Consider the following 22,790-nt stretch of genomic DNA (forward strand, 5'->3'; position numbering starts at 1 on the left):
CTGACGTTAAGGCATAACCCTGCGCAGTTCACATCTATCACAAACCGGTCAACGCGGCGGTCCCGTTTACAAGAGCAGGTCAAACAGGCGCTGGACACGCTCCCACTGCGTGGTCTGCGGGTTGCGCCGGTCCGGGAACACGATCCGGAAGGCCTGCGACAGCGCGTAGGAAAGGCCGCCCGCGATTTCGGGAAGCTTCTCATCGGTGACATCGCGGACCGCGATGTCCAGCGGCGGCCGCCTCGCCAGCAGCTCCAGGATCGGCTCGACCTCGATCTCCTCGTCCAGCCGGCGGAACCGGTGGATGCACTCCTGCAGGCCCTTCGTGATCGGGAGGTCGAACGGCTCGATGATGTCGCGCCCGTTCGCCTTCGCCTTGGCCTGCCCGATGAGGAGCAGGTCGTACAGCTTGGCGTCAAGGAACTCGTGGTAGCGCCGCAGATCGTTCTTGTCGACGTCCACCCCGGAGGCAGACCTGAAGAAGCGCTCGAACCTGCTGATTCCCATCACGGCCATGATCCCGCCTCCCTGTCATCTCCTGACGGAGGAGAAGAAGAACTGCTTGCAGCATCCCCGCCCCGGGGGGCCGTCACATCGTCAGATCTTGTAGGCGTGGCTCGCCCGCGAACAGGCTGCCCGACCACGCCGGGCCGATGTTCCGATCTGCGCGCCGCCTTGCCCTGCCGCCATCCCCCCGCGACGAGTTCACCAACGCCCTTTGGTAGTGGGCGCCGAGCTCAGACCTACACGGTCAGTGGATGTGCCGGGCCCCCTGATGCCGCAACGTGGGGATGAAGGCATCGCCGTCTCCGGCAACGACGTACGCCATCTCGCCGGAGAGCGCGGTGAGGACCATCGGAGGGAACCTGATGGGTAGAGCAGTCGGCATAGACCTCGGCACCACCAACTCGGTCATCGCGGCGACGGAAGGCGGTGAGCCCAGGGTCCTCCCCAACGCGGAAGGGGCGCGGACGACCCCGTCCGTGGTGGCCTTCACCGAACAGGGAGAGAGGCTGGTCGGGCAGTTGGCCCGGCGTCAAGCGATCATGAACCCGAAGGGCACGATCACCTCGGCGAAGCGCTTCATCGGACGGCGCTACGACGAGATCGAGACCGAGAAGGACGCGGTCTCGTTCGACGTGGTCGAAGGGTCCGACGGGACGGCACGCTTCGAAGTGCGCGGCAAGCAGTACGCGCCGGAGGAGATCTCGGCGCTGGTGCTGCGCAAGCTGGCGGACGACGCCGGCAAGTCGCTCGGTGAGAAGGTCACCGAGGCGGTCATCACCGTGCCCGCCTACTTCAACGACGCCCAGCGGCAGGCGACGAGCGACGCGGGGAAGATCGCCGGACTGGAAGTCCTGCGCATCATCAACGAGCCCACGGCGGCGGCACTGGCCTACGGCCTCGACAAGAAGGCCAACGAGACCGTGCTGGTGTTCGACCTGGGCGGCGGTACGTTCGACGTCAGCCTGCTGAACATCGGCGACGACGTGGTGGAGGTCCGCGCCACCTCCGGTGACGGTCACCTCGGCGGCGACGACTTCGACCGCCGGATCGTCGACCACCTCGCCGACGAGTTCCAGCGCGAGAACGGGATCGACCTCCGAGCGGACCCCCAGGCCCTGCAGCGGCTGTTCGAGGCCGCCGAGAAGGCCAAGGTCGAACTGTCCACGGTGACCCAGACGCAGATCAGCCTTCCGTTCATCACGGCCGACGCCAGCGGCCCTAAACACCTCAACACCTCGCTGATGCGCTCCGCGTTCGAGCAGATCACAGCGGACCTGATCGAGCGCTGCGTCGGCCCGGTGGAACGGGCGATGAGCGATGCCAAGGTCACCGCCGACGACATCGACGAGGTCATCATGGTCGGCGGGTCCACCCGGATCCCCGCCGTGCAGAGCCTCGTCCGCAGGCTGACCGGCGGCCAGGACCCCAACATGTCGGTCAACCCCGACGAGGTCGTGGCACTGGGCGCCGCGATCCAGGCCGGCGTCCTCAAGGGCGAGGTCAAGGACGTCCTGCTGCTCGACGTCACGCCCCTGTCGCTCGGCGTGGAGACCATGGGCGGGGTGATGACCAAGATCATCGAGCGCAACACGACCATCCCCGCCCGCCGCACCGAGACGTTCAGCACCGCCGAGGACAACCAGAACGCGGTCGACATCGTGGTCCTGCAGGGTGAACGGGAACGGGCCGCCGACAACCGGGTGCTCGGTCGCTTCCGGCTGGAGAACATCCGTCCCGCGCCGCGCGGCGAACCGCAGATCGAAGTGACGTTCGACATCGACGCCAACGGCATCCTCAACGTCTCCGCGCGCGACCAGGACACCGGCGCCGAGCAGCACATCACCATCAGCCAGAGCTCGAACCTCGACGAGAGCGAGGTCGAGCGCATGATCGCCGATGCGGAGCAGAACCGGCAGGAGGACGCCCGGCTGCGCGCGCAGGTCGACGCGCGCAACGAGCTGGACTCGGCCGTCTACCAGGTCGAACACCGGCTCGGTGAACTCGGCGACACGGTGCCCGTGCATGAGAAGTCGCGGGCCGAGGCGCTGATCGAGGACGCCCGGCAGGCCATCAAGGAGGAGGCGCCGCTGGACCGGCTGCGCACGCTCACCTCCGAACTCCAGCAGATCCTGCACGGTTTGGGAACGACCACCGGAGCGGGCGCGGGCGAGCGTCCCGCCGGGGCGACGACGGAAGGCTCGGATGACGATGTCATCGACGCCGAATTCACGACGGACTGAGCAGACCGGACAGCCGGCCGACCGCGACCGGTCAGTCGAGCGGCCAGAGAGCGCCGGGCAGGGGCCCGAGCAGGAGAAGGCCGCCGAGCCGACGGGCCGGGATCTCGGCGAGGTCGAACGGCTCAGGGCACGGGTCGAGGAACTCGAGGACCTGTGGCGGCGCGCGCTCGCCGACCTCGACAACCTCCGCAAGCGCATGGCACGCGAACTGGAGACGCAGCGCCGTGCCCAGCGGGCGGAGGCCACCGCGGCGTGGCTGCCGGTTCTCGACGACCTCGAACGCGCACTCCAGCACGCCGAGTCCGACCCGGCGAGCGTCGTCGAGGGCATTCGCAGCGTCCGGGACCGGGCCGTGGCGACCTTGCGCGACCTCGGTTATCCGCGTCGCGATGACCTGGGGGTCCCGTTCGATCCGGCCCGGCACTCGGCGGTCGCCGTGCGCACAGACCCCGATGTTCCGCCGGGCACGGTGGTCGAGGTGCACCAGCCGGGGTACGGCGACGACGAGAACCAGCTGCGTCCGGCGCTGGTGTCGGTGTCGGCCAAGGCCGGTGACTGATGGCCGTCCAAGATCCGTACGAGGTGCTCGGGATCTCCCGGGACGCCGACCAGGACGAGATCCAGCGGGTCTACCGCAAGCTCGCCCGGGCCCACCACCCCGACATCAACAAGGACCCCGGAGCCGAGGAGAGGTTCAAGGACGTCTCCGAGGCCTACGCCATCCTGTCCGACCCCGAGCAGCGCCGCCGCTATGACGCCTTCGGGCCCGACTTCCGGCGGGTTCCCGAAGACGTCGACCCGGACATGTGGGCACGCTCTCGTGCGGGCGCCGCCGCCGGCGCCGGACGCGCCGGACGCGCCGGGCCCTACGCCACCACGGGGGGCGGCCGCACCGGCGGGTTCGGCGAGGACATCGACCTGGAGGATCTGTTCGGTGGGATCTTCGGTGGCCGCGGGCGTGGCGGCGGCGGCTGGTCGGCCTGGTCCCCGTCGCAGGGCGCAGACCAGGAGGCCGAGATCGAGGTCAGCGTCGAGGAGGCATACCGAGGGACCAGACGCACCATCACCCTCGAACGTCCAGGAGGCCGGCAGACCCTCGACGTCACCGTTCCCGCCGGTGTGACCGACGGCCAGCGCATCCGGCTGGCCGGGCAGGGCGGGAGCGGCGACACCGCCGGCGACCTTTTCCTGGTGGTGCGGATCGCCCCGCATCCCCGCTACCGCGTCGAAGGTCGCGACATATACACCGACCTGCCGCTCGCTCCGTGGGAGGCCGCCCTCGGCACGACCGTGGCACTGCAGACGCCCGGCGGCGAGGCCAAGGTGAAGGTGCCCCCCGGCACGTCCAGTGGACGGCGGCTCCGGCTGCGCGGCCGCGGGCTGCCCAACCCCCGCGGCACCCCGGGCGACCTGTTCGCCGAAGTCCGGATCGTGGTGCCGCCCGAGCCATCCGAAACGGAACGCAGGCTGCTCGAAGAGCTCGCCTCGGCGTCACCGTTCGACCCGAGGAGATCGTGATGGTCCAGCTGCTGCCCGGCACGGTCTACGCCATCGTCCCGACCCGTTCCCGGCGGATGGACCTCGACGCCTTCGCCGAGGCCGCTGGAATCCATCCCGAGCTGGCACGCCGGCTGGTGCGTCTCGGGCTGCTCGATCCCGAACGCGACCGCTCCGGCCGGCTCTGGTTCCCGCCCGGGCAAGTCGCCGCATACGCACGCCTCGAACGCCTGCGGACGGGGCTCTGCCTCAACTACGCCGCGCTGGGACTCGTGGTCGAACTGCTCGACCGCGTCGCCGAGCTCGAGCGGGAACTGCGCATCCACCACCACACCGGAGGCCGACCGTGGACCCCAACCGCCTGACCCAGAAATCCCAGGAGGCCTTGCACGACGCCCAGACCAAGGCCTTGCGCTTCGGCCATGTCGAAGTGGACGGCGAGCACCTCCTGCTCGCCCTGCTCGACCAGCCCGACGGACTGGTCCCGCGACTGCTCACCGAGGCGAAGGCCGATCCGGCGCGGTTGCGCGAGGCGCTGGAGGCCGAGCTGGGACACCGCCCCAGCGTGAGCGGTCCCGGCACCGAGCCCGGCAAGGTCCTGGTGACCCAGAGGCTCTCCCGCCTCCTCGACACCGCCCAGCAGGAGGCCGAACGGCTGAAGGACGACTACGTCTCCGTGGAACACCTGGTCATGGCACTGCTGGAGGAGGGCTCGGCGACCGCGGCGGGACGGTTGCTGGGCCGTCAGGGCATCACCAGGGACTCCTTCCTGGAGGCCCTCACCCGGATCCGCGGGAACCAGAGGGTGACGTCCGCGATGCCCGAGGTCGCCTACGAGGCGCTGGAGAAGTACGGCCGTGACCTGGTGGCCGATGCCGCGGCGGGCAAACTCGACCCCGTCATCGGCCGGGACACCGAGATCCGCCGTGTCGTCCAGATCCTGTCCCGCAAGTCCAAGAACAACCCCGTGCTGATCGGCGACCCCGGCGTCGGCAAGACCGCCATCGTCGAAGGGCTCGCCCTGCGCATCACCAACGGCGACGTCCCCGAGGGCCTCCGCGACAAGACGATCTTCAATCTGGACATGGGCTCGCTCGTCGCCGGCGCCAAGTACCGGGGCGAGTTCGAGGAACGCCTCACCGCCGTGCTCAACGAGGTCAAGGCCGCCGAGGGCCAGATCCTGCTGTTCGTCGACGAGCTGCACAACGTCGTCGGCGCGGGCGCCACCGAAGGGGCCATGGACGCCGGCAACATGCTCAAGCCCATGCTCGCCCGCGGCGAACTTCACATGATCGGCGCCACGACCGTGGAGGAGTACCGCAAGCACATCGAGAAGGACGCGGCCCTGGAGCGGCGCTTCCAGCCCGTCCTGGTCGACGAGCCCACCGTGGAGGACACCGTCTCCATCCTACGCGGCCTGCGCGAACGCCTTGAGGTCTTCCACGGTGTGAAGATCCAGGACGCCGCCCTCGTCGCCGCCGTGACGCTCAGCCACCGCTACATCTCCGACCGGTTCCTGCCGGACAAGGCCATCGACCTGGTCGACGAGGCATGCGCCATGCTGCGCACCGAGATCGACTCCCTGCCGGCGCCGCTGGACGAGCTCACCCGCCGCGTCATGCGGCTGGAGATCGAGGAGGCCGCACTGTCCAAGGAGGAGGACGCGGCGAGCAAGGACCGCCTGGAGAAACTACGGAAGGAACTGACCGGGCTGCGCGCCGAGGCCGACTCCATGCGTGCCCAGTGGGAGGCCGAGCGCCAGGCGCTCCGCAAGGTGCAGGCGCTGCGCCAGGAGATCGAACAGCTTCGGCAGGAGGCCGCTCGCGCCGAGCGCGACTACGACCTGAACCGTGCAGCCGAGCTGCGGCACGGCAAGCTGCCCGACCTGGAGCGGCGGCTGCGCGCTGAGGAAGAGCGATTGGCCGGCAAGCAGGGCGGCGGACGGCTGCTGCGCGAGGTCGTGACCGAGGAGGAGATCGCGGCGATCGTGTCGCGCTGGACGGGCATCCCGGTGAGCCGCCTGCAGGAGGGCGAGCGGGACAAGCTGCTGAAGCTCGACAAGGTTCTGCACGAGCGCGTGGTCGGACAGGAAGAGGCCGTCCAGCTGGTGTCCGACGCCATCATCCGCGCCCGCTCCGGCATCAAGGACCCGCGCCGCCCCATCGGCTCGTTCGTCTTCCTCGGCCCCACCGGCGTCGGCAAGACCGAACTGGCCCGCACCCTCGCCGCGGCCCTGTTCGACACCGAGGAGAACATGGTCCGCATCGACATGAGCGAATACCAGGAGCGCCACACCGTCAGCCGGCTGGTCGGCGCACCTCCCGGCTACGTGGGATTCGAGGAGGGCGGCCAGCTCACCGAGGCCGTCCGGCGCAAGCCCTACTCCGTCGTGCTGTTCGACGAGATCGAGAAGGCGCACGGCGACGTCTTCAACACGCTGCTCCAGGTGCTCGACGACGGCCGCCTCACCGACGCGCAGGGCCGCACCGTCGACTTCCGCAACACCGTCATCATCATGACGTCCAACATCGGGTCGGAGCATCTGCTGCAGGGCGTCACCTCAGAGGGTGACATCGAGCCGGGCGCCCGCGACCGGGTGATGGGCGAGTTGCGCCGCCACTTCCGTCCGGAGTTCCTCAACCGGGTCGACGACATCGTCCTGTTCAAGCCGCTCACGCTGCCGCAGATCGAGCAGGTCGTCGACCTGATGTTCAACGACCTCCGCGCCCGGCTGGCCGACCGGCAGATGCGCCTGGCGATCGACGAGGACGCCCGGCGGCTGATCGCCGAGCAGGGCTTCGACCCGGTGTACGGCGCCCGCCCGCTCCGCCGCTTCATCGCCCGCGAGGTCGAGACCCGGCTCGGCCGCGCGCTCATCGCAGGGGATGTCCGGGACGGCGCGACCATCCACATCACCGTCGCGAACGGCGAACTGAACGTCCGCTACGAGAATCCGGTGTGACGGACCGGGCGAGTGAGGCATCTGCGACAAGGGGGTAATCATGAAGGCAGTGGTGTACGAGGGACCGCGGCAGGTCAGCGTCAAGAATGTGCCGGACGCGCGGATCGAGCGGCCCACCGACGTACTGGTGCGGATCACGTCGGCGAATATCTGCGGCTCGGACCTGCACATGTACGAGGGCCGGACGGACTTCGAAACCGGCCGCTCGTTCGGACACGAGAACCTGGGCCGGGTGGTGGAGGTAGGTGCCGGGGTCGACAAGGTCCGGGTGGACGACTGGGTCGTCCTGCCTTTCAACATCGCGTGCGGACATTGCAAGAACTGCGAGCGGCAGCTCACGAACTACTGCCTGACCGCCCAGCCTGAGCCGAAAATGGCCGGCGCCGCGTACGGCTTCGCCGACATGGGCCCCTACAGCGGCGGACAGGCCGAGCTGTTGCGCGTGCCCTGGGGTGACTTCAACTGCCTGCGGCTGGGCGAGGACGCCGAGCAGCGCCAGACCGACTACGTGATGCTCGCCGACATCTTCCCCACCGGCTACCACGCCACCGAGATGGCCGGCGTGCGGCCCGGCGACCAGACGGTCATCTACGGCGCGGGTCCGGTCGGGCTGATGGCCGCCTTCTCGGCGACCATCCGAGGGGCGAGCAAGGTGATGGTCGTCGACCGGCACCCCGACCGGCTGCGACTGGCCGAGTCGATCGGCGCGATCGCCATCGACGACTCGAAGGTCGACCCGGTGCAGGCCGTTCTGGACGAGACGATGGGCCTGGGCGCGGACAACGGCTGCGAGTGCGTCGGCTACCAGGCGCACGAGCCCGACGGGCAGGAGCAGGCCAACCTGACGATGAACCGGCTGGTCGCCTCGGTGCGCTTCACCGGGAACATCGGCAATGTCGGCGTCTTCGTGCCCCAGGACCCCGGGGCCGCCGACGAGCTGGCCAGACAGGGCAAACTCGCCTTCGACTACGGCATGTTCTGGTTCAAGGGCCAGCACATCGGCACCGGCCAGGCCCCGGTCAAGAGGTACAACCGGCAACTGCGCGACCTGATCGCCGCGGGCAAGGCCGAACCGTCCTTCATCGTCAGCCACGAGCTGCCCCTCGACCGCGCGCCGGAGGCCTACGAGCACTTCGACAAGCGAGACGACGGCTGGACGAAGGTCGTCCTGCACCCGGAGATGGCGGGGGCGGGTGCCTGACATGGCCGGAGAGCTGAACGGGCGCCGGATCGCCATCCTCGCGGCCGACGGGGTGGAGCGAGTCGAACTGGAGCGGCCGCGGCAAGCGCTGGACGACGCCGGCGCCCGCACCGTCGTGGTCTCCATCACCAGCGGCGAAATCCAGGCGCGCGACCACGACCTCGAAGACGCCGGAACCTTCCCGGTAGACCAGCTGGTCGGCGATGTGTCGGTCGACGACTACGAGGCGCTGCTCCTGCCGGGCGGAACGGTGAACCCGGACAAACTGCGGATGGAACCCGCCGCGGTGCGGTTCGTCCGGGACTTCGTCCAGTCGGGCAAGCCGGTCGCTTCGATCTGCCACGGCCCGTGGAACTTCGTCGAGGCCGACGTCGCGCGGGATCGTCGGCTGACCTCGTGGCCGAGCGTGCGCACCGACCTGCGCAACGCCGGGGCCGAGGTGGTCGACGAGCCGGTCGTCACCGACGGCAACATCACCACGAGCCGGTCGCCCGACGACTTGCCGGACTTCTGCGAGCGCATCGTGCAGGAGTTCGCCAAAGCCCCGTAGGCCACCGCCGCTACACGTCGGACGCACGTTCGTCGACCACGAACGTGCGTCCGTCCCAGCGTTTGCCTTCGGCCCTGGATAGCCGATCAGCAGATTGCTTCCCCTCAGAGCGGATCCGGTCCCCGGCACATGTGTCGCGCGACCGCGGGTAGCCAGACGTGGAATTTCATACGGCTACCGGTGGGGAGCGTCCATGGCCGCCAGTGATCAGCAACGGCCGGAGATCGTCGTCGGGCTCGTGGCGACCCCGCCGGACTATCCGGCCAAGGTGGTGGCGCGACTCACCGCCGAGCTGGCCGGCCTGCTCGGCGAACGGGTGGACGCGGACGTGCGGTGGATCGTCCGGGAAGGCTGGGGTGAGGTGGCTCCCCGCCGCGACGGCGGCGTTGAGGCGCTACTGGACGATCTCGCCCGCCGGCGCGCCGACGCCCGGTGGGACGTCGCGATCTGCCTGACCGACCTGCCGCTGCACACCGACGGGGTGCCGCTGGTCGCGCGGACGTCCGCCCGGCGCGGAGTCGCGCTGGTGTCCTTGCCCGCGCTGGGGCTGCGCCATCTGCGAGCGGTCCGCGCCGCCGTTCCGGAGCTCGTGGACCGGCTGCTCACTGACGCTCGCCAGGACCGGGTACCGTCGGCCGGCGAGGCACCGGGCGAGCTGGCCAGCCAGGTCGGCGCCATTCACCGGGTGGTCGGCGAGACCGATGCCGGGGAACTGGGTTACGTCGCCTCACAGTTGATCGGCCGGGTGCGGCTGGTGACCGGGATGGTCCGGGCGAACCGCCCGGGGCGCGCCCTGCTGGGCCTGTCCAAGCTGCTGGTCGGTGTCTTCGGCACGGCCGCGTTCGCGCTCACCACCAGCACCATCTGGGAGATGGGCGATGCGCTCGGCCCGCTCCGCCTCACCGCGATCATGATCCTCGGGCTGACCGCACTGGTGGCCTGGCTGATCATCGCGCACGACCTGTGGGAGAAACCGGACCGGGAGACACCGGCCGAGCTGGCCCGGCTGTTCAACGTGGGCACGATCCTCACCCTCACCCTGGCCACCGCGGTGTCCTATCTGGTGTTGTTCGCCGGAACGATCCTCGCCGCGGCGCTGTTGATCGACGCACCGGTGCTGGAGCAGACCCTGCAGCGGCCGGTCGATTCCACCGACTACCTGATGCTGGCCTGGATCATCAGCTCGATGGCCACCGTCGGCGGCGCGATCGGCTCCGGGCTGGAGGACGAGGACACGGTGCGGGCCGCCGCCTACGGCTACCATCCCGACCCCGGCGGCTGGCGGGACGAGAAGGACGGGTAGCTCCCGCCTTCACACCAGGACCCGTCCGCACTGCCGGGCGGCACCGCAAACCGGCATCGCCGGACAGACCCGCAGCCGGCCACCGCGCTCGCCGCGGCGGCCGGCCGGGGAGGGCCGTCAGGGTTTGAGGACGACCTTCTCGCAGTCGTCCTGCTTGTTCTTGAAGAGCTCGAAGCCGCGTTCCGCCTCGTCGAGCGGCAGCGTGTGGGTGATGATCCGGGTCGGATCGAACTCTCCGCGCTCGATGCGCCGCAGCAGCGGCTTCATGTAGCGCTGTACGTGGCACTGACCGGTACGCAGGGTCAGCGACCGGTTCATCCACGCGCCGGCGGGAAACTTGTCCAGCAGGCCCCCGTAGACGCCGATCACCGAGACCACGCCGCCGCTGCGGCACGACAGGATCGCTTGGCGCAGCGCGTGCGGGCGCTCGGTCTCCGACCGTACGGCCTGCTTGACCCGGTCGTAGGCGGCGATGTGCGCGCTGCCGTGGGAGGCCTCCAGGCCGACCGCGTCGATGCACTTGTCCGGTCCCCGGCCACCGGTCAGTTCGAGCAGCCGGGACCGTACGTCGACCTCCTCGAAGTTCACCGGCGTATGGCCCGCCCGTTCGGCCATCCGCAGCCGGTAGGGCTCCTTGTCGATGGCGATGACCTTCGCGGCTCCGAGCGCCCGGGCGCTGTCCATGGCGAACTGGCCGACCGGGCCGGCGCCCCACACCGCCACCACGTCACTGGGCTGGATGTCGCACATCTCGGCGCCCATGTAGCCGGTGGGGAGGATGTCGGAGAGGAACAGCACCTGCTCGTCGGTCAGGTCGGACTCGATCTTCAGCGGACCGACATCGGCGAACGGCACCCGCGCGTACTGCGCCTGTCCGCCCGCGAAGCCGCCGGTCAGATGCGAATAGCCGAAGATTCCGGCGACCGGGTGACCGAACATCTTCTCCGCGACCCCGGCGTTGGGGTTGGAGTTCTCGCAGCAGGAGTACAGCTCGGCGGCGCAGGCGGCGCAAGCGCCGCAGGCGATCGGGAACGGCACCACGACCCGGTCTCCGACGCGCAGCCGGTCCGGATCGACGCCCGCGCCGACCTCGACCACCTCGCCCATGAACTCGTGGCCCATGACGTCGCCGTCCTGCATCGTGGGCACGTACCCGTCGACCAGGTGCAGGTCAGAGCCGCAGATCGCGGTAGAGGTGATCCGCACGATGGCATCGCGCCTGTTCAGGATCATCGGGTCCGGCACGTCGCGGACCTCGACCTTGTTGCGGCCCGCCCAGGTGTTCGCTCTCACTCGTCCGCTCCCTTCGCGAGCTCGGATTCCGAGAGCGGTTGCGCTGGACGCTGCGGGAACTCCTTGCGGGCCCGCTTGCCCCACGGGGCGCCGTCGGACCGGACCACCTCGCCGGTCTCCAGCACCTGCTTGAGCCGGCGCAGGTCGTCGTCGAGCTGCTGGTGCGGTTCCTCGCCGAAGTACTTGGCGACCGTCTTGCCGACCGTGCCGCCCGAAATGTCGTACACCAAGCCGACATGCACCTCGGTGCTCGCACCGTCCGGGGCCGGCATGAACCGGACCGTGCCGGAGTTCGGCACGTCGGCGTCGCCCGTCGACCGCCACCCGATCTTTTCGCCGGGAGCCTCGTCGGTGATCTCCGCGTCCCACTCGACGTCCTCGCCGAACGGGGCGCTGGCGACCCGATTCACAGGCCAGCCCGGCTGACGCAGCCCACCCGAGCGCAGACCATCTGCGCCACCGCAACCCGACACATCCGAGGGATGACACAGCACGACCAGCAAGGCTGACTTCCTTCGCCACGCCTTTATCGTGCGCCCGAACCGTGGAGCGCCCGGCGTAAGGCCATGTGTGGCCTGAACGCCATTACGCGCTTTGCGCGTCTTGACTCCAGGATCGCCACTCCGGAGTCTGGCCTGTACGAGTTGGGTTTCCCGCCACGCGCAGTATGTCGCCCGCGGTACGCCGTCCATGTGGCTGAGTGGCCAGCTCCTCAGGAGGTGGCCCATGGAGTTGTCCACCGAGATGCTGCGCGCGCTTGCCGACGTCGATGCCGACCGGTGTCTTGGCCGTACGAATCCTGGTGTCGCATCCCGAGGAGCCGCCCGCAGGGCCGCCGGATTCGCATCCGCCCGGCTCCCTGAGCGGGTGCATGTGGCTTCCCGGCGGTGGCGGCCGCGCTCGGAGTCACCTTGGGAGATGAGGGTGATGTGACGGGGACGAGGCGATGATCAGGGCGTTGGTGGCGCGACCGGCGGACCACCTGCTGCTGGGGGTGGAGTGGTCCCGCATGACCGTCACCGGCGGAGGGGCGGCGCTGGTGGCCGACCCGGGCGGCGGGGTTCTCACGCTCTGGTTTCCGCCACAGCACCTGGCCGAGGAGACGATCGCCGAGACCGCCGGGGCCGCCGGGCGGCGGCGGGCGCGGCTGTCCGGGTCGAGCGCGCTGCGGTTCGTCGTGCCGGCCGGGAACAGGGTCGAACTCACCGTGGAAGGCCTGGTCCGGGCCGCCGGCGAGCTCGCCGTCGACGCCGGTAGCGTGGTTGAGCTGCCGTGGCGGCTGAAGGTCCGCCCCCAGGGCCAGGGCGGACGCCCGCTGCGGGCCGGCCACCCTGTCGGCACGGTCCCGGATGAGACCAACCCGCTGTGGCGTACCCGGTTGCACGCTTCCGAGCCCGGCTCGGGGGTGGAGCTCGTGGTGGTGGACGGGACGGCGGCAGGCATCGGCGACCCTCCGGACTTCGTGCCGGCGCTCGACCGGTTCGCCCGGCAGTCCCTTGCCGAGCTGACGGGCAATGCGCCGGCGCGGTCACGCCTGTTCGAGCTGAGCGCGCTCGGGGGCTCCCTCGTGGCCTCCGGACGCTGGCCGGAGGCGGAATGGGACCACAGCGCCGTACTCGGCCGGGACATGTCCGTCCGCTTCCTCGCCCTGGGCTACCTCTACCCGTTCGGGCACCGGGCCGTCTACGAGAAGTCGGTGGTGCGCGCCTTCGATGCGGCCGAGCAGGTCGCGGTGCTTCGCCACGCGTACCAGCTCACGGTCGTCGAGCCGGTACGCGGCCGGTCTCGGGACCCGGCCATCAGCCGCCGGTTCCCCTTCGACGAGGTGGAGGTCTCCCGAACCGTCTTCACCGAGCTCGAGCACCCCGACTGGCAGAGCTTCGATGCCGGGGACGGACAGCGCAGGGACACGTACTTCCGGCCCATGGCCTCGGCCGGGCAGCCCCTCCTCTTCCCGGTGGAGTGCCACGCGCCGAACGGACCCGTCCGGCTTGAAGTCCCGCTCGTGTTCGTCGCGGACCGGTCGCTGGACACCTCGGCGGCCTCGCGGCTCGCCGAGGAACTCGGGAGGTTCTACGGCCGGGTCACGGTCACGATCCCGCCAACCCCGCTCGACCTCGTCCGGGCGCCCGAGGCCGCACCGGCGGACGTCCACCTGGTCCGCGGCTTCACGCTCGGCGGCCGGTTCGACCACGCCGATCCGGGGGCCGTCCTCGAGGAGCTGGAGATGACGCTGCCGGCGCTGGGACGGCTGCTGGACCAGGCCGACGCCTACCACCCGTTCCGGTACACCGACGCCTTCGCCGAGCAGGGCGAGTCGGCGTTCGCGATGCTCGAGCTCGCCGCAGGCGAGGCGATACCGATCGACTTCGCGGGGCGGGCGGAGCGTTCCGGCGGGCTGGCGGCGCTGGCGTACCGGGTCAACGCGATCTCCCGGGACTACGGCCCCGTCAAGGCCGCCGCGGGCGCCCTGGTGTCCTCCCCGGCCGGCCTGTTCGACGCCGGGGCCGGCCTGCTCGGCTACCCGCTGCGCGAGATCGTCGAACGGATCGACGTGCCTCCGATGATCACCTCGGAGATGCGGCCGGGCCGCGGTCCGGTCGTCACGATGAGCTGGTCGCAGCCGGGCGCCGTCACGTTCCGGAAGAACCTTCCGGGATTCGTCGCCAAGGACACCACCCGTCTCGAACTGAACGTGGTCGCGTCCGACACCGGCACGAGCGTGACCTGCACACTGCATGACTTCGGGCTGCGGCTGCCCACGTCCAACCCGCTGCTCGAGCTGTCGTTCGCGAAGATGACGTACGTCCGGCGGACCGGGCCCGAGCCGCCGGACCAGGGCGCGCCTCCCAACGGGCTCACCGTCGAGGGCCTCGGGGCGAAGCTGCTGGGCGGCCTGAAGCTGCTCCAGGAGCTGGGCGACAACGTCGCGATCGGCGCCGCCGGGCCGAAGATCACACCGTCCACCGACGGGGTCGCGGTCGATTACACGCTGCCGCTGCCCGCCGTGACATGCGGCGTCTTCGTGATGCGCAACATGCTGTTCCGGGCCGGCGTCGACGTGTCCTTCACCGGCGCGTCACCCGTGGTCGTGCTCGGTTTCTCCGGCCGGACGAACCCGTTCGTGCTGACCGTGATGGCGTTCGGCGGTGGCGGCTACCTGGAGCTCGCCGCGGACCAGAACGGGCTGCGGCGGCTGGAGGCGGCGCTGGAGTTCGGGGCGCTGGTGGCCGTCGAGTTCTACGTCGCGCGCGGCGAGGCCCACATCCTCGGCGGGGTGCGGTTCGTCTGGGACTCCGGCGAGCTGGAGGTCAGCGGCTACCTGCGGATCGGCGGCGCCCTGGACGTGCTGGGGCTGGTCTCGGTCTCGGTGGAGTTGAGGCTGGAGCTGACGTACCGGTCGGCGACGAACGACTTGGTGGGCCGCGCCACCGTGATCCTCGAGATCGAGGTCCTGTTCTGGTCGGAGCGTGTGGAGCTGGACAGTGGCGAATGGCGCCTGGTCGGCGGGGGCGCGCCGGCACTGACCCGGCCCGCGGCCTTCGCGGCCCTCACCGCCGACGGCGACCACGACCCGGGGCTGGAGAACTGGCGGCGGTACCGCAGCCGCTTCGCGCCCGCGCCTTCGAAGGAGGAGCCGTGAGCAGCGTCCCCCCGGTCGCCGAGTTCGACCTGCCGTTCGCCCCGGACCGGCTGTTCTGGACGGACGGCGATCATCTGCTGGCCGCCCGTACGGGGACCACGGATCCCCCGCTGAAGCTGTCGGTGCCCGGCGGGCAAGCTCAGCCCGCGTGGGGAGAGGATCCGAGCGGCCTGCCCCGCGGCACCCTCACCGCGATCACGGTCCAGGCCGCGTACGGGGTCTGCGCGTACGCCGAACGGATGCAGGTTCCGCACGACACCGAGCCGTTCCAGCGGCTGGTGGGGCTCAACGTGCACACCGGCGAACGGTTCTGGCAGCGGCAGTACCAAGGCGCGAGGGACCTCGCCTTCGGCGACGTCGGAGATCCGTTCCTCCTGGCGTGGACCGATGACGGGTTCCTCGCCTACGCGATGGAGCCGGGCGATCCTGCCGGGTGGACCAGGTCCGTGTCGCTGCTGCTGAGCCAGCCGTGGTGCCTGGGACCCGACGGCTCGCCCTCGTTGCTCGCGTACGGCTCGCCACCCTCGATCGTCGACTGCGCTACCGGCGAGCCGCGACCTTCGAAGCAGACGCGGCCCCTCCTCGGCGAGTGCCGGCAGCTGAAGTGGGCCACCGGCGAGATCCTCCTCGCGGTGGGCGAGTCCTTCTGGGTGGACGAAGCGGGTGGCGAGCCCGGCACCTCCGGCTGGATCATGGAGTTCGAGGGCGACGGGTACGTCGAGTACCGGCTCCCGGCCGGAGATTCGGTCGGCTACCACGGCATCGCCACCAGTCCGTCCGGGAAGTTCGTGGCCTACGCCTCGGGCTCCGAGCTCACGGTCCGGACGCTGCCCGGGCTGGCCCCGGCGAAGGATTTCCGTACGCTGCGGCTGGACCCGGCCGCGGGCAGGCCACGCTGCGTCCGATTCAGCCCCGACGGCGGGCTGCTGGCCGTGAACGCCACCCCGTCCGGCCCAGGGGTGACGCTGCTCGAGGCCGGCACCGGCGCCTGCCTTTGGCGGCATGACGGCGAGGCCGACCGGATCGAGTTCAACCCCTCCGGCACCCGGATCGCCCTGTGCGGCGGCAACCGGGTCACCTGCTACGACATCGGCGACGTCGCGGCGGCCGCGTGGACCCACCGGCAGCAGTGGGAGCGGCGCGGCACCCCGTACCGGATGGTGCTCGCCACGATCCCGGACTCCCAGGCGCCGGAGCGGGAACGGACCTGGATCGGCGTGGTCGGTGCGGGCGATGGGCCCGGCGGCTTCGAGTACTTCCGCAGGCTCGGCGACGCCGTGCCCCTCTACGAGAGCGAGCCGGACGCGCGGGTGCTCGGCCTGGCCGTGAGCCCGAGCGGTGACCACTGCGCGGTGTGGCTGGCCGACACAAGACTCGTGGCCCGTACGCTGCTCGGCACGCCGTTGCAGTCCTGGCCGCGGCGCCCCTCCGCCGCCACCCGGGCCCCGCGCGAGGCGGCGTTCGTCGACGACCGGCGGCTCGTCGACGTACGCGGCGACACGTGGTTGCGGTTCTACGACGTCAACGAGCAGGACCCGACGAGCGTGCAGTTCGACGAACCGCTCGAGCGGGTCGCGGCGCTTCCGGCCGAATCACCCGACGACGCGGTGATCGCGGTGGCGAGCCGGAACCACTGCCGCCTGCTGCGCCACGACGGCGAGCAGATCCTCGAGAAGCCGATCGACGTCGACGGCAAGATCACCTCTCTGGCGTTCGCCGTGCCCGGCGAAGGGAGCGCCAAGCTGGTGATCACCAGCGGCAACGCCGACGCCGCGCTGGTGCTCGTGGACATCCGTACCGGCCTCACCGAGACGATCCCCCACCACACGGGGATCGACCAGGTCGCGGTGAGCCCGGATGGCCGGCTGCTCGCGACCGCGGCGGGCAACGACGTGCGGGTGACCTCGGTCTCCTCCCCCGGTGACGCGCACACCGCGTGGCGGCTGCCGTACCCGGTCACCCGGCCGGTGTTCTATCCGAAGGGACGCGCCCTGCTCGTGGCGACCGAGCAGCCGTACCTGTACATGTTCGACCTTGACGGCGAGGCGGTCGGACGCGGGGTTCGCGACGACGCGGACGCCTTCTGGTGGGGTCCGGTGGCCGGCGTTTCCCACGACCTGGGATTCACCGCCGACGGCAGGGTGCTCACCGTCGCCTGCGAAGACGGAGTCCATTTCTACCGAGGCCGGGGCGATGAGTGACCTGGTGCTGATCGCGGTCCCGAACCGCCTGCTCACCCCGGCCGACGTGCCCGGCCACGAGATCGGCCGGCCCGCCGTGCTGCGGGTCGTCGTGGTTCCGAGGCTCGACGGCGACTCCCTGACGGCCGAAGGCCTGGACACGTGGCCGAGGATGCTGCTCGACGACCTGGACTTCCGGCTGTACGTCAAGAATCCCTCAGGCGTCCAGGCGACACGGTTCCGCCCGGTGCTGTACGACTCCGTGGCCCGCCAGGACGTCTGGGACGCCGTGTTCCGGGGCGACGCGGCCAGGCTGTTCGCGGGCCTGCGTGAGCCGGACAGCGCCCTGGTGACGCCCCGGTACGGCGACGCCCAGCGGATCGGCCTGACGTACCGCGAGGTGAGCGAGGCGCTGGCCGAACCCGACGGCGCCCCCGACCTGGCGCGGTATCTGCGGCCGTGGGCCGCCGTCCCTCCGCCGGAACCGCCGCGGGACTCGCCGCTGCTGGACTCGGCCATGGACTTCCGGCGCACGTTCGGGCTGATCCGCGAGCATCCGGAGGTGCTGCGTGACCTCGGGCTGGTATTCGAGCTGCTGATCGACGCCGGCGAGCTGGACGACGGCGATCGGCTGTCGGTGCGCGCGTACGGCACCGACCTCGTGCTCACCTCGCCGTGGACGTGGTACGAGCTCGACACGGAGGGATTCTGGCCGGGTGCCGGCCCGGAACGGGCCGGTGACGTACGGCGGGGGGTCGTCGACCTGTCGGACGCACCGCGGATCGACCTGGTGGACGAGACGCGCGACACGCCGCCCTGGGCGATCGCGACCTTCGACGTGGACGGCGGGGTGATCGGACTGCGGGCGGCCGCACGGCTGCTCGCCTCCGGCACTGATCCGGCCGGGCCCTCCGCGCCGAGCGGGCCGGGCGCACAACTGCCCGCGTTACGGTCGGCCGGGCTGATGCTGATCCGCCCTGGCCGGCAACGCGAGTTCGAAGACCGACTCGACCGGGCCGCCCTGCGCGCCCACAACCGCGTCCACGCCACCGACGGCAACGCGGAGGACGAACTGGACGCCACCGATCTGGTGCTCGGCTATCGAGTGGACGTGTTCGACGCCGACGACCCCCGGTGGCGGTCGCTGTGCGCACGCGAGGCCGCCTACTCGGTGCTCGACGCGGCGGGCGACCGTATCGAGATCGGGACCGGGCGGGGCCGCCGGGAGGAGGGCCACGTCAAGCACCTGGCCGCCGTACGCGGCGAGGACGGCGTGATACGCGCGGACGAGATCGTGGTGCGGTGGGACGGCTGGAGCCTCGCGGTGCCGCCTCCCGAACTCGCCCACCGTCCCGACCGGACCTGGCAGGCCGCCGCCCCGCGCATGGCCGCCCCGTACAACCTGGACTGGAGCTTCGACGTGCCGGAGGGGGCGCTCCCCCGGCTCCGTTTCGGCCGGCGCTACCGCCTACGCGTGCGCGTGGCGGACATCGCCGGCGGCGGCCCTGATCTGGACGCCGTCACCGACGACTGCGCCAGCGACGAGATCGCCTACCGCCGGGCCGAGCCGGTGGCGCCGCCCCGCCTGCACGTGGACTCCGCACCGCTGCCGGGCGCGGCCGTCGACCACCTGGTGATCCGCAGCGACCAGGGCATGACCGCCGAGGAGTTCGCCGCCGCCGAACCCCGCTACGCCGCCCGGGACGCCTGCACGCTGCATCCCCCGGCGGCCGTGTTCGCGCTGATCGAGCAGCACGGCGTATTCGACTCGATGACCGATGCCGAGAGTTGGCGGCTCGCCGCGCAGGCGTTGCGGGTCGCGCCCGGCGACCAGCCCGCGCTCTCTCTGCCGGACCCGGCGGCCGCCGGGGTGGCCGCGTACGCCGGCGGGCCGTGGTCGGCGGCGGACTGGCGCCCCTGGCCGGGCACCGACTCCAAGACCGTCGTGGTCGGGGACCACGTGCCCGAGGGCACCGGGGTCGCGCTCAGCTGGGAGAACGACGATCGGCTCCGGATCGACCTGGCTCCCGGGGAGAGCGCCGACGTCGAGCTCTCCTCCACGGTCACGCCGGGCTTCCTCCCGCACTTCGCCGTCCACGAGTGGCTCGGGCCGCGCGCCGCCCCCGGCGGAGTCACCAGCGGGAACGCGCTCCGGGGGCGGCACCCGCTGCTCTCGCCGCCGGTGACCGTGCACGCCGTGCACGCCGTACGCCGGCCCAGGATCGCCCCGGTATGGCGGGATTTGCAGGCGACTCGCGGCGAGGGCGACACGGCGGCCATCGTCACGGCGGAATTCGCCGAGGACGGGCTGCACACCGCCAGCACGGGCAGGGTGGAGGTCGCCGCCGCCTGGGAGGAATGGTCGGACGACTCCGTACAGCCGATGACGGCAGGCCACGTGCACGACCGGGACGTCGACCGTGACCAGGCGCCGCGACTGCGCTTCGCGCACCAGCTCGGTGACACCCGGCATCGCGACGTCACCTACACCGCCAAGGCGGTGAGCCGCTACCGGCCGTACTTCGCCCCGGAGGACCCGCCGGGGGCGTTCGAGCTCCTGGGCGAGCCGCGCACCGTGGTGGTGCCGTCGTCCGCCCGGCCGCCGAAACTCGAGGTGCTTGCGGTGCTGCCCGGTTTCCGTTGGTCGGAGGAGACCGGGCCAGACCGGATCGTACGCCGCCGCTCCGGCAACCGGTTGGTGGTCGAGCTGGCCCGCCCCTGGTACGCGACCGGTGCGGGCGAGTGCCTGGGCGTGGTCGCGTCCGAGAGCCCCGGCGATGCCGCGCACCTGGTCACCGAGCTGGCCGGAGACCCCGTCTACGCATCGCCGCGCGTCGGCCGGTACCCGGGAGCCGAGTGGTTCGGCGGTGAGGCGCGTTCCGTGCGGCTGCCCGGCGGTGAGCTGACCGCATCGGTGATCGCGTGCCCGGTCACCTTCCAGGGCGACGCGTGGCGCGCCGAGGTGGCGCTGACCCCGCCCGCCGACATGCGCGCGTACCGGCCCTTCGTACGGCTGGCCGTGGCCCGCTACCAGCCGTACAGCCTGCCGGCGCTGGAACTGTCGCCGGTGGCCACGACGGAGCGGGTGCCGCTCCTGCCCGACCGGGAGATCGTCGTCGAGCGCGCCGGGGGACGGCTGCTCGTCCGGGTGCACGGCGTCGGGCCGCGGCCGCCGAACCGAGTCGAGGTCGGCATCGACGAGGCCCCGGACGGCGGCCCGGCGCCGGAGCTGATCGCGGTCGACCCCGCCACCGACCCCGGCCTGCCCGCGTGGCGCCCGCTGCCGACGTTCACGCGGACCGGCGACGCGTCCGGCGCGCCGATCGAGCTGCCGCTGCCGCCCGGAGGCCGGCCGCTGCGGCTGCGCGTGCGGGAGGTCGAAGACCTGACTCCGCTCGGCGATCTCGCGGCCCCGGAGGAGGGCCTCGGCGCGCAGCCGCCGGAGCTGACCGAACGCACGGTGTTGATCGACCACATCCCGATCCCGGGCGGATGGCCGCCGGAAGGGGACGACCATGGGTGAGCTGGAGATCTGGGTGGACACAGGCGGACTGACCCAGACCCCGCCGATCGATGTGAACGTCGCCGACGACGGGTCGGGGATGCTGCGCGGCACGATCAACTTCGTCATCCACAACGCGGGCACGGACCCCGTCACCGCGACATTCGACATCCTGCCGGACGAGGGGACCCCGGCTTCGTGGTTCCGGGTCGAGACCGACCAGTTCACGGTGGCCGCGGACGCCTACGTCCAAGCCGGCGTGCAGATCATCATGCCGGCCGAGGGCGGGTACGAGCGCCACCACCTACGGGGACGCGTGCGATCACCTGGTCTCACACCGGCCGTCAGCGAACAGGGTCGCTTCTCCCGGCCACTCCCGTCGGGATGGGGAGGGACCTCGTATCCGGATACCTACCTCGACCTCTCCGACGGCGGCCGCGAAATCTTGTTCAAGTTCCGCGGTCCTGGCATGGATGCGTCTCTACGCTTCAACATCGGAGCACCGGACCCGGAATCGGCCGGCTGGTTCAGCGTGCAGCCGGCGACAGACAGTCCTGGGCCTTTCGGGCTACCGCCCACTTGGGACGGGAGTTTCGCCTGGCGTGTGGTCGTGGACGCCGACGCGCTCATCGCCTCGGGGCGGCCTGGGGTGTGGCTCCAACCATGGGTAGATATCGAGTACTTCCCTCCCATCTCGGAAGGGGACACCTCCATCCCGGCCCCTGAATGGAGGCCGTGCGGGTACTGGTTCGGCTATGGCGTAGAGGTCGGCGGCTGATGAGCACGTCGTGGGCAGGATGCTCACGGGATGACCGGAGGCACCGCACGGAACTCGGTGCGAGCCGTGTCGTGTTGACTTTGGGTCAGAACTTGGGCGGGAGTACGACGACCAGGATCTGGTAGCCGAGTCCGTCCGGGACCGAGGTGTCCGGCAGTGAGATGCGCTCGATGACGGTCCCGCCGAGCCGTTGGACGATCTGCTCCATCTTCGGCAGCGTGTACGCGTTCGTGGCGATCGTGAGGCGCGCGCCGGACGCCGCGATCCGGCGTATCTCGCTCTCTCCGCGAGGCGTGATGGGCGCGGACCGCAGTGCGATGTCGGTGACCGTGTCGCGGGGAATGGCGTCGGTCAGCGGGCGAGGTGGTCCGCCGATGACTCCGGAGTCGGTGACGAAATCCTCGAAGCCCTGGTACCGGGTCTCCCCTTCGCCGCCGATGTTCACCTTCCGCCCGAGGCCCGGGTTGATCGGCGTGGCGATGTGGTCGACCAGGCGCCCGCCGGCGTCCCTCGGGCACGTGCTGTGGTCGTGGGGAGATCCTTCATGGGTCAGAGAGACGAACAGGCTGAACACGGCGGGCGGCGGTCTGTTCTCGAACGCCACGAGCTCGTTGTCCAGCGCGGCGATGGTCTTCTTGCCGACGATGTTGTCCGGCGTCGTCTGGCCGGGGCCCAGAATGTTGCGCGGTGGTCCTTTGAAGGCCAGTACGGTCCGCGCCGTCGTCTGGCCGTAGAGCATCCCCTCGATCTCGTCAGGAGCGATCACGCCGGCGCCCAACGTGACGAGCGCGGCCTGGATCTTGGAGACGTGGTCGCCCCGGGCGCCGGGTGTGACGTGGCCGGCGTCCGACACCAGGCATTTCTGCAGCGCCACGTCGTCGCGGAAGAGTTTCGACGTAAGAGGCATTGTCCCTCCTTGCCGCACGCCCCGCCGCGCGGCACGTGCGCATCCCCCTGGGTCGACCGCAATGCCGTAACGGTCGAATGCGATTAGCAAAGCACGGGCAAAGGCCTCCTGCTAGAGGTACGGCCGGGTATGGACACCAGCCGCCGACACGATCTTTAAAGCGGCCTGCACCACCGGGCCCGAACAGCCGGGACCGACAACGGCCGCCCTTCGTCTTCAGCCCCTGC

Annotated in this window: 16 protein-coding genes; 12 read left to right on the forward strand and 4 right to left on the reverse strand. The window is 70.8% G+C overall.

Going from position 1 to position 22,790, the window contains the following annotated elements:
* Positions 1-66 precede the first annotated feature (66 nt).
* Positions 67-516 carry a DUF1931 family protein gene (locus AB0C87_RS16685; protein ID WP_345172324.1) on the reverse strand — a complete coding sequence of 150 codons (450 nt, stop codon included), beginning with the start codon at positions 514-516 and terminating at the stop codon, positions 67-69.
* A gap of 353 nt (positions 517-869) precedes the next feature.
* On the opposite strand from AB0C87_RS16685, the gene dnaK reads away from it, so the two are divergent.
* From dnaK to AB0C87_RS16725, 8 genes are all read left to right on the forward strand, one after another.
* Positions 870-2,747, forward strand: coding sequence for a molecular chaperone DnaK (gene dnaK, locus AB0C87_RS16690; protein WP_345172322.1), 1,878 nt, complete (start codon positions 870-872; stop codon positions 2,745-2,747).
* Complete coding sequence (locus AB0C87_RS16695; protein WP_360578267.1) at positions 2,710-3,306, forward strand: nucleotide exchange factor GrpE; 597 nt, start codon at positions 2,710-2,712, stop codon at positions 3,304-3,306. Before dnaK ends, AB0C87_RS16695 begins: the two co-directional genes overlap by 38 nt.
* Positions 3,306-4,265: a DnaJ C-terminal domain-containing protein gene (locus AB0C87_RS16700; RefSeq protein WP_345172318.1), complete on the forward strand. Its 960-nt coding sequence runs from the start codon at positions 3,306-3,308 to the stop codon at positions 4,263-4,265. Before AB0C87_RS16695 ends, AB0C87_RS16700 begins: the two co-directional genes overlap by 1 nt.
* The gene (locus AB0C87_RS16705; RefSeq protein WP_345172316.1) at positions 4,265-4,609 is read left to right on the forward strand and encodes a chaperone modulator CbpM; all 345 of its coding nucleotides are present in this window, start codon (positions 4,265-4,267) and stop codon (positions 4,607-4,609) included. The genes AB0C87_RS16700 and AB0C87_RS16705 overlap by 1 nt, the downstream gene beginning before the upstream one ends.
* Complete coding sequence (gene clpB, locus AB0C87_RS16710) at positions 4,591-7,206, forward strand: ATP-dependent chaperone ClpB (protein ID WP_353831291.1); 2,616 nt, start codon at positions 4,591-4,593, stop codon at positions 7,204-7,206. The genes AB0C87_RS16705 and clpB overlap by 19 nt, the downstream gene beginning before the upstream one ends.
* 40 nt (positions 7,207-7,246) lie before the next feature.
* Positions 7,247-8,407, forward strand: a complete 1,161-nt coding sequence (locus AB0C87_RS16715; protein ID WP_360578269.1) for a glutathione-independent formaldehyde dehydrogenase — start codon at positions 7,247-7,249, stop codon at positions 8,405-8,407.
* A gap of 1 nt (position 8,408) precedes the next feature.
* Positions 8,409-8,957, forward strand: coding sequence for a type 1 glutamine amidotransferase domain-containing protein (locus AB0C87_RS16720; RefSeq protein WP_360578271.1), 549 nt, complete (start codon positions 8,409-8,411; stop codon positions 8,955-8,957).
* Between the two features lie 193 nt (positions 8,958-9,150).
* Positions 9,151-10,260 (forward strand): hypothetical protein, encoded by a 1,110-nt coding sequence (locus AB0C87_RS16725; RefSeq protein ID WP_360578273.1) that lies wholly within the window; start codon positions 9,151-9,153, stop codon positions 10,258-10,260.
* Between the two features lie 117 nt (positions 10,261-10,377).
* Here AB0C87_RS16725 and AB0C87_RS16730 read toward each other — a convergent pair whose 3' ends face one another.
* Both AB0C87_RS16730 and AB0C87_RS16735 read right to left on the reverse strand, forming a co-directional pair.
* Entirely contained in the window at positions 10,378-11,553 is a 1,176-nt protein-coding gene (locus AB0C87_RS16730) for a zinc-dependent alcohol dehydrogenase (protein ID WP_360578275.1), read from the reverse strand.
* Positions 11,550-12,056 (reverse strand): SRPBCC family protein, encoded by a 507-nt coding sequence (locus AB0C87_RS16735; RefSeq protein ID WP_360578276.1) that lies wholly within the window; start codon positions 12,054-12,056, stop codon positions 11,550-11,552. The genes AB0C87_RS16730 and AB0C87_RS16735 overlap by 4 nt, the downstream gene beginning before the upstream one ends.
* Before the next feature lie 443 nt (positions 12,057-12,499).
* On the opposite strand from AB0C87_RS16735, the gene AB0C87_RS16740 reads away from it, so the two are divergent.
* From AB0C87_RS16740 to AB0C87_RS16755, 4 genes are read left to right on the forward strand one after another with little or no spacing between them, the layout of a single operon-like run.
* A complete protein-coding gene (locus AB0C87_RS16740) occupies positions 12,500-15,196 on the forward strand; it encodes a hypothetical protein (protein ID WP_360578278.1) in 2,697 nt (898 codons plus the stop codon).
* Entirely contained in the window at positions 15,193-17,397 is a 2,205-nt protein-coding gene (locus tag AB0C87_RS16745; RefSeq protein ID WP_360578280.1) for a WD40 repeat domain-containing protein, read from the forward strand. Before AB0C87_RS16740 ends, AB0C87_RS16745 begins: the two co-directional genes overlap by 4 nt.
* Positions 17,390-20,899 carry a hypothetical protein gene (locus tag AB0C87_RS16750; RefSeq protein WP_360578282.1) on the forward strand — a complete coding sequence of 1,170 codons (3,510 nt, stop codon included), beginning with the start codon at positions 17,390-17,392 and terminating at the stop codon, positions 20,897-20,899. The genes AB0C87_RS16745 and AB0C87_RS16750 overlap by 8 nt, the downstream gene beginning before the upstream one ends.
* Positions 20,892-21,656: a hypothetical protein gene (locus AB0C87_RS16755; protein WP_353831282.1), complete on the forward strand. Its 765-nt coding sequence runs from the start codon at positions 20,892-20,894 to the stop codon at positions 21,654-21,656. Before AB0C87_RS16750 ends, AB0C87_RS16755 begins: the two co-directional genes overlap by 8 nt.
* An 85-nt stretch (positions 21,657-21,741) precedes the next feature.
* Here AB0C87_RS16755 and AB0C87_RS16760 read toward each other — a convergent pair whose 3' ends face one another.
* Entirely contained in the window at positions 21,742-22,563 is an 822-nt protein-coding gene (locus tag AB0C87_RS16760) for a hypothetical protein (RefSeq protein WP_353831281.1), read from the reverse strand.
* Positions 22,564-22,790 lie beyond the last annotated feature (227 nt).

The organism is Actinomadura sp. NPDC048021 (genome assembly GCF_040653135.1).
GTDB lineage: Bacteria > Actinomycetota > Actinomycetes > Streptosporangiales > Streptosporangiaceae > Spirillospora > Spirillospora verrucosospora.

What these genes read in the sequence shown, in the direction of transcription:
- AB0C87_RS16695 (WP_360578267.1), top strand. Translation starts at nt 2,710, where the DNA reads ATGACGATGTCATCGACGCCGAATTCACGACGGACTGAGCAGACCGGA.
- AB0C87_RS16715 (WP_360578269.1), top strand. Translation starts at nt 7,247, where the DNA reads ATGAAGGCAGTGGTGTACGAGGGACCGCGGCAGGTCAGCGTCAAGAAT.
- AB0C87_RS16700 (WP_345172318.1), top strand. Translation starts at nt 3,306, where the DNA reads ATGGCCGTCCAAGATCCGTACGAGGTGCTCGGGATCTCCCGGGACGCC.
- AB0C87_RS16740 (WP_360578278.1), top strand. Translation starts at nt 12,500, where the DNA reads ATGATCAGGGCGTTGGTGGCGCGACCGGCGGACCACCTGCTGCTGGGG.
- AB0C87_RS16725 (WP_360578273.1), top strand. Translation starts at nt 9,151, where the DNA reads ATGGCCGCCAGTGATCAGCAACGGCCGGAGATCGTCGTCGGGCTCGTG.
- AB0C87_RS16755 (WP_353831282.1), top strand. Translation starts at nt 20,892, where the DNA reads ATGGGTGAGCTGGAGATCTGGGTGGACACAGGCGGACTGACCCAGACC.
- dnaK (WP_345172322.1), top strand. Translation starts at nt 870, where the DNA reads ATGGGTAGAGCAGTCGGCATAGACCTCGGCACCACCAACTCGGTCATC.
- AB0C87_RS16685 (WP_345172324.1), bottom strand. Translation starts at nt 516, where the DNA reads ATGGCCGTGATGGGAATCAGCAGGTTCGAGCGCTTCTTCAGGTCTGCC.
- AB0C87_RS16720 (WP_360578271.1), top strand. Translation starts at nt 8,409, where the DNA reads ATGGCCGGAGAGCTGAACGGGCGCCGGATCGCCATCCTCGCGGCCGAC.
- AB0C87_RS16760 (WP_353831281.1), bottom strand. Translation starts at nt 22,563, where the DNA reads ATGCCTCTTACGTCGAAACTCTTCCGCGACGACGTGGCGCTGCAGAAA.
- AB0C87_RS16705 (WP_345172316.1), top strand. Translation starts at nt 4,265, where the DNA reads ATGGTCCAGCTGCTGCCCGGCACGGTCTACGCCATCGTCCCGACCCGT.
- AB0C87_RS16750 (WP_360578282.1), top strand. Translation starts at nt 17,390, where the DNA reads ATGAGTGACCTGGTGCTGATCGCGGTCCCGAACCGCCTGCTCACCCCG.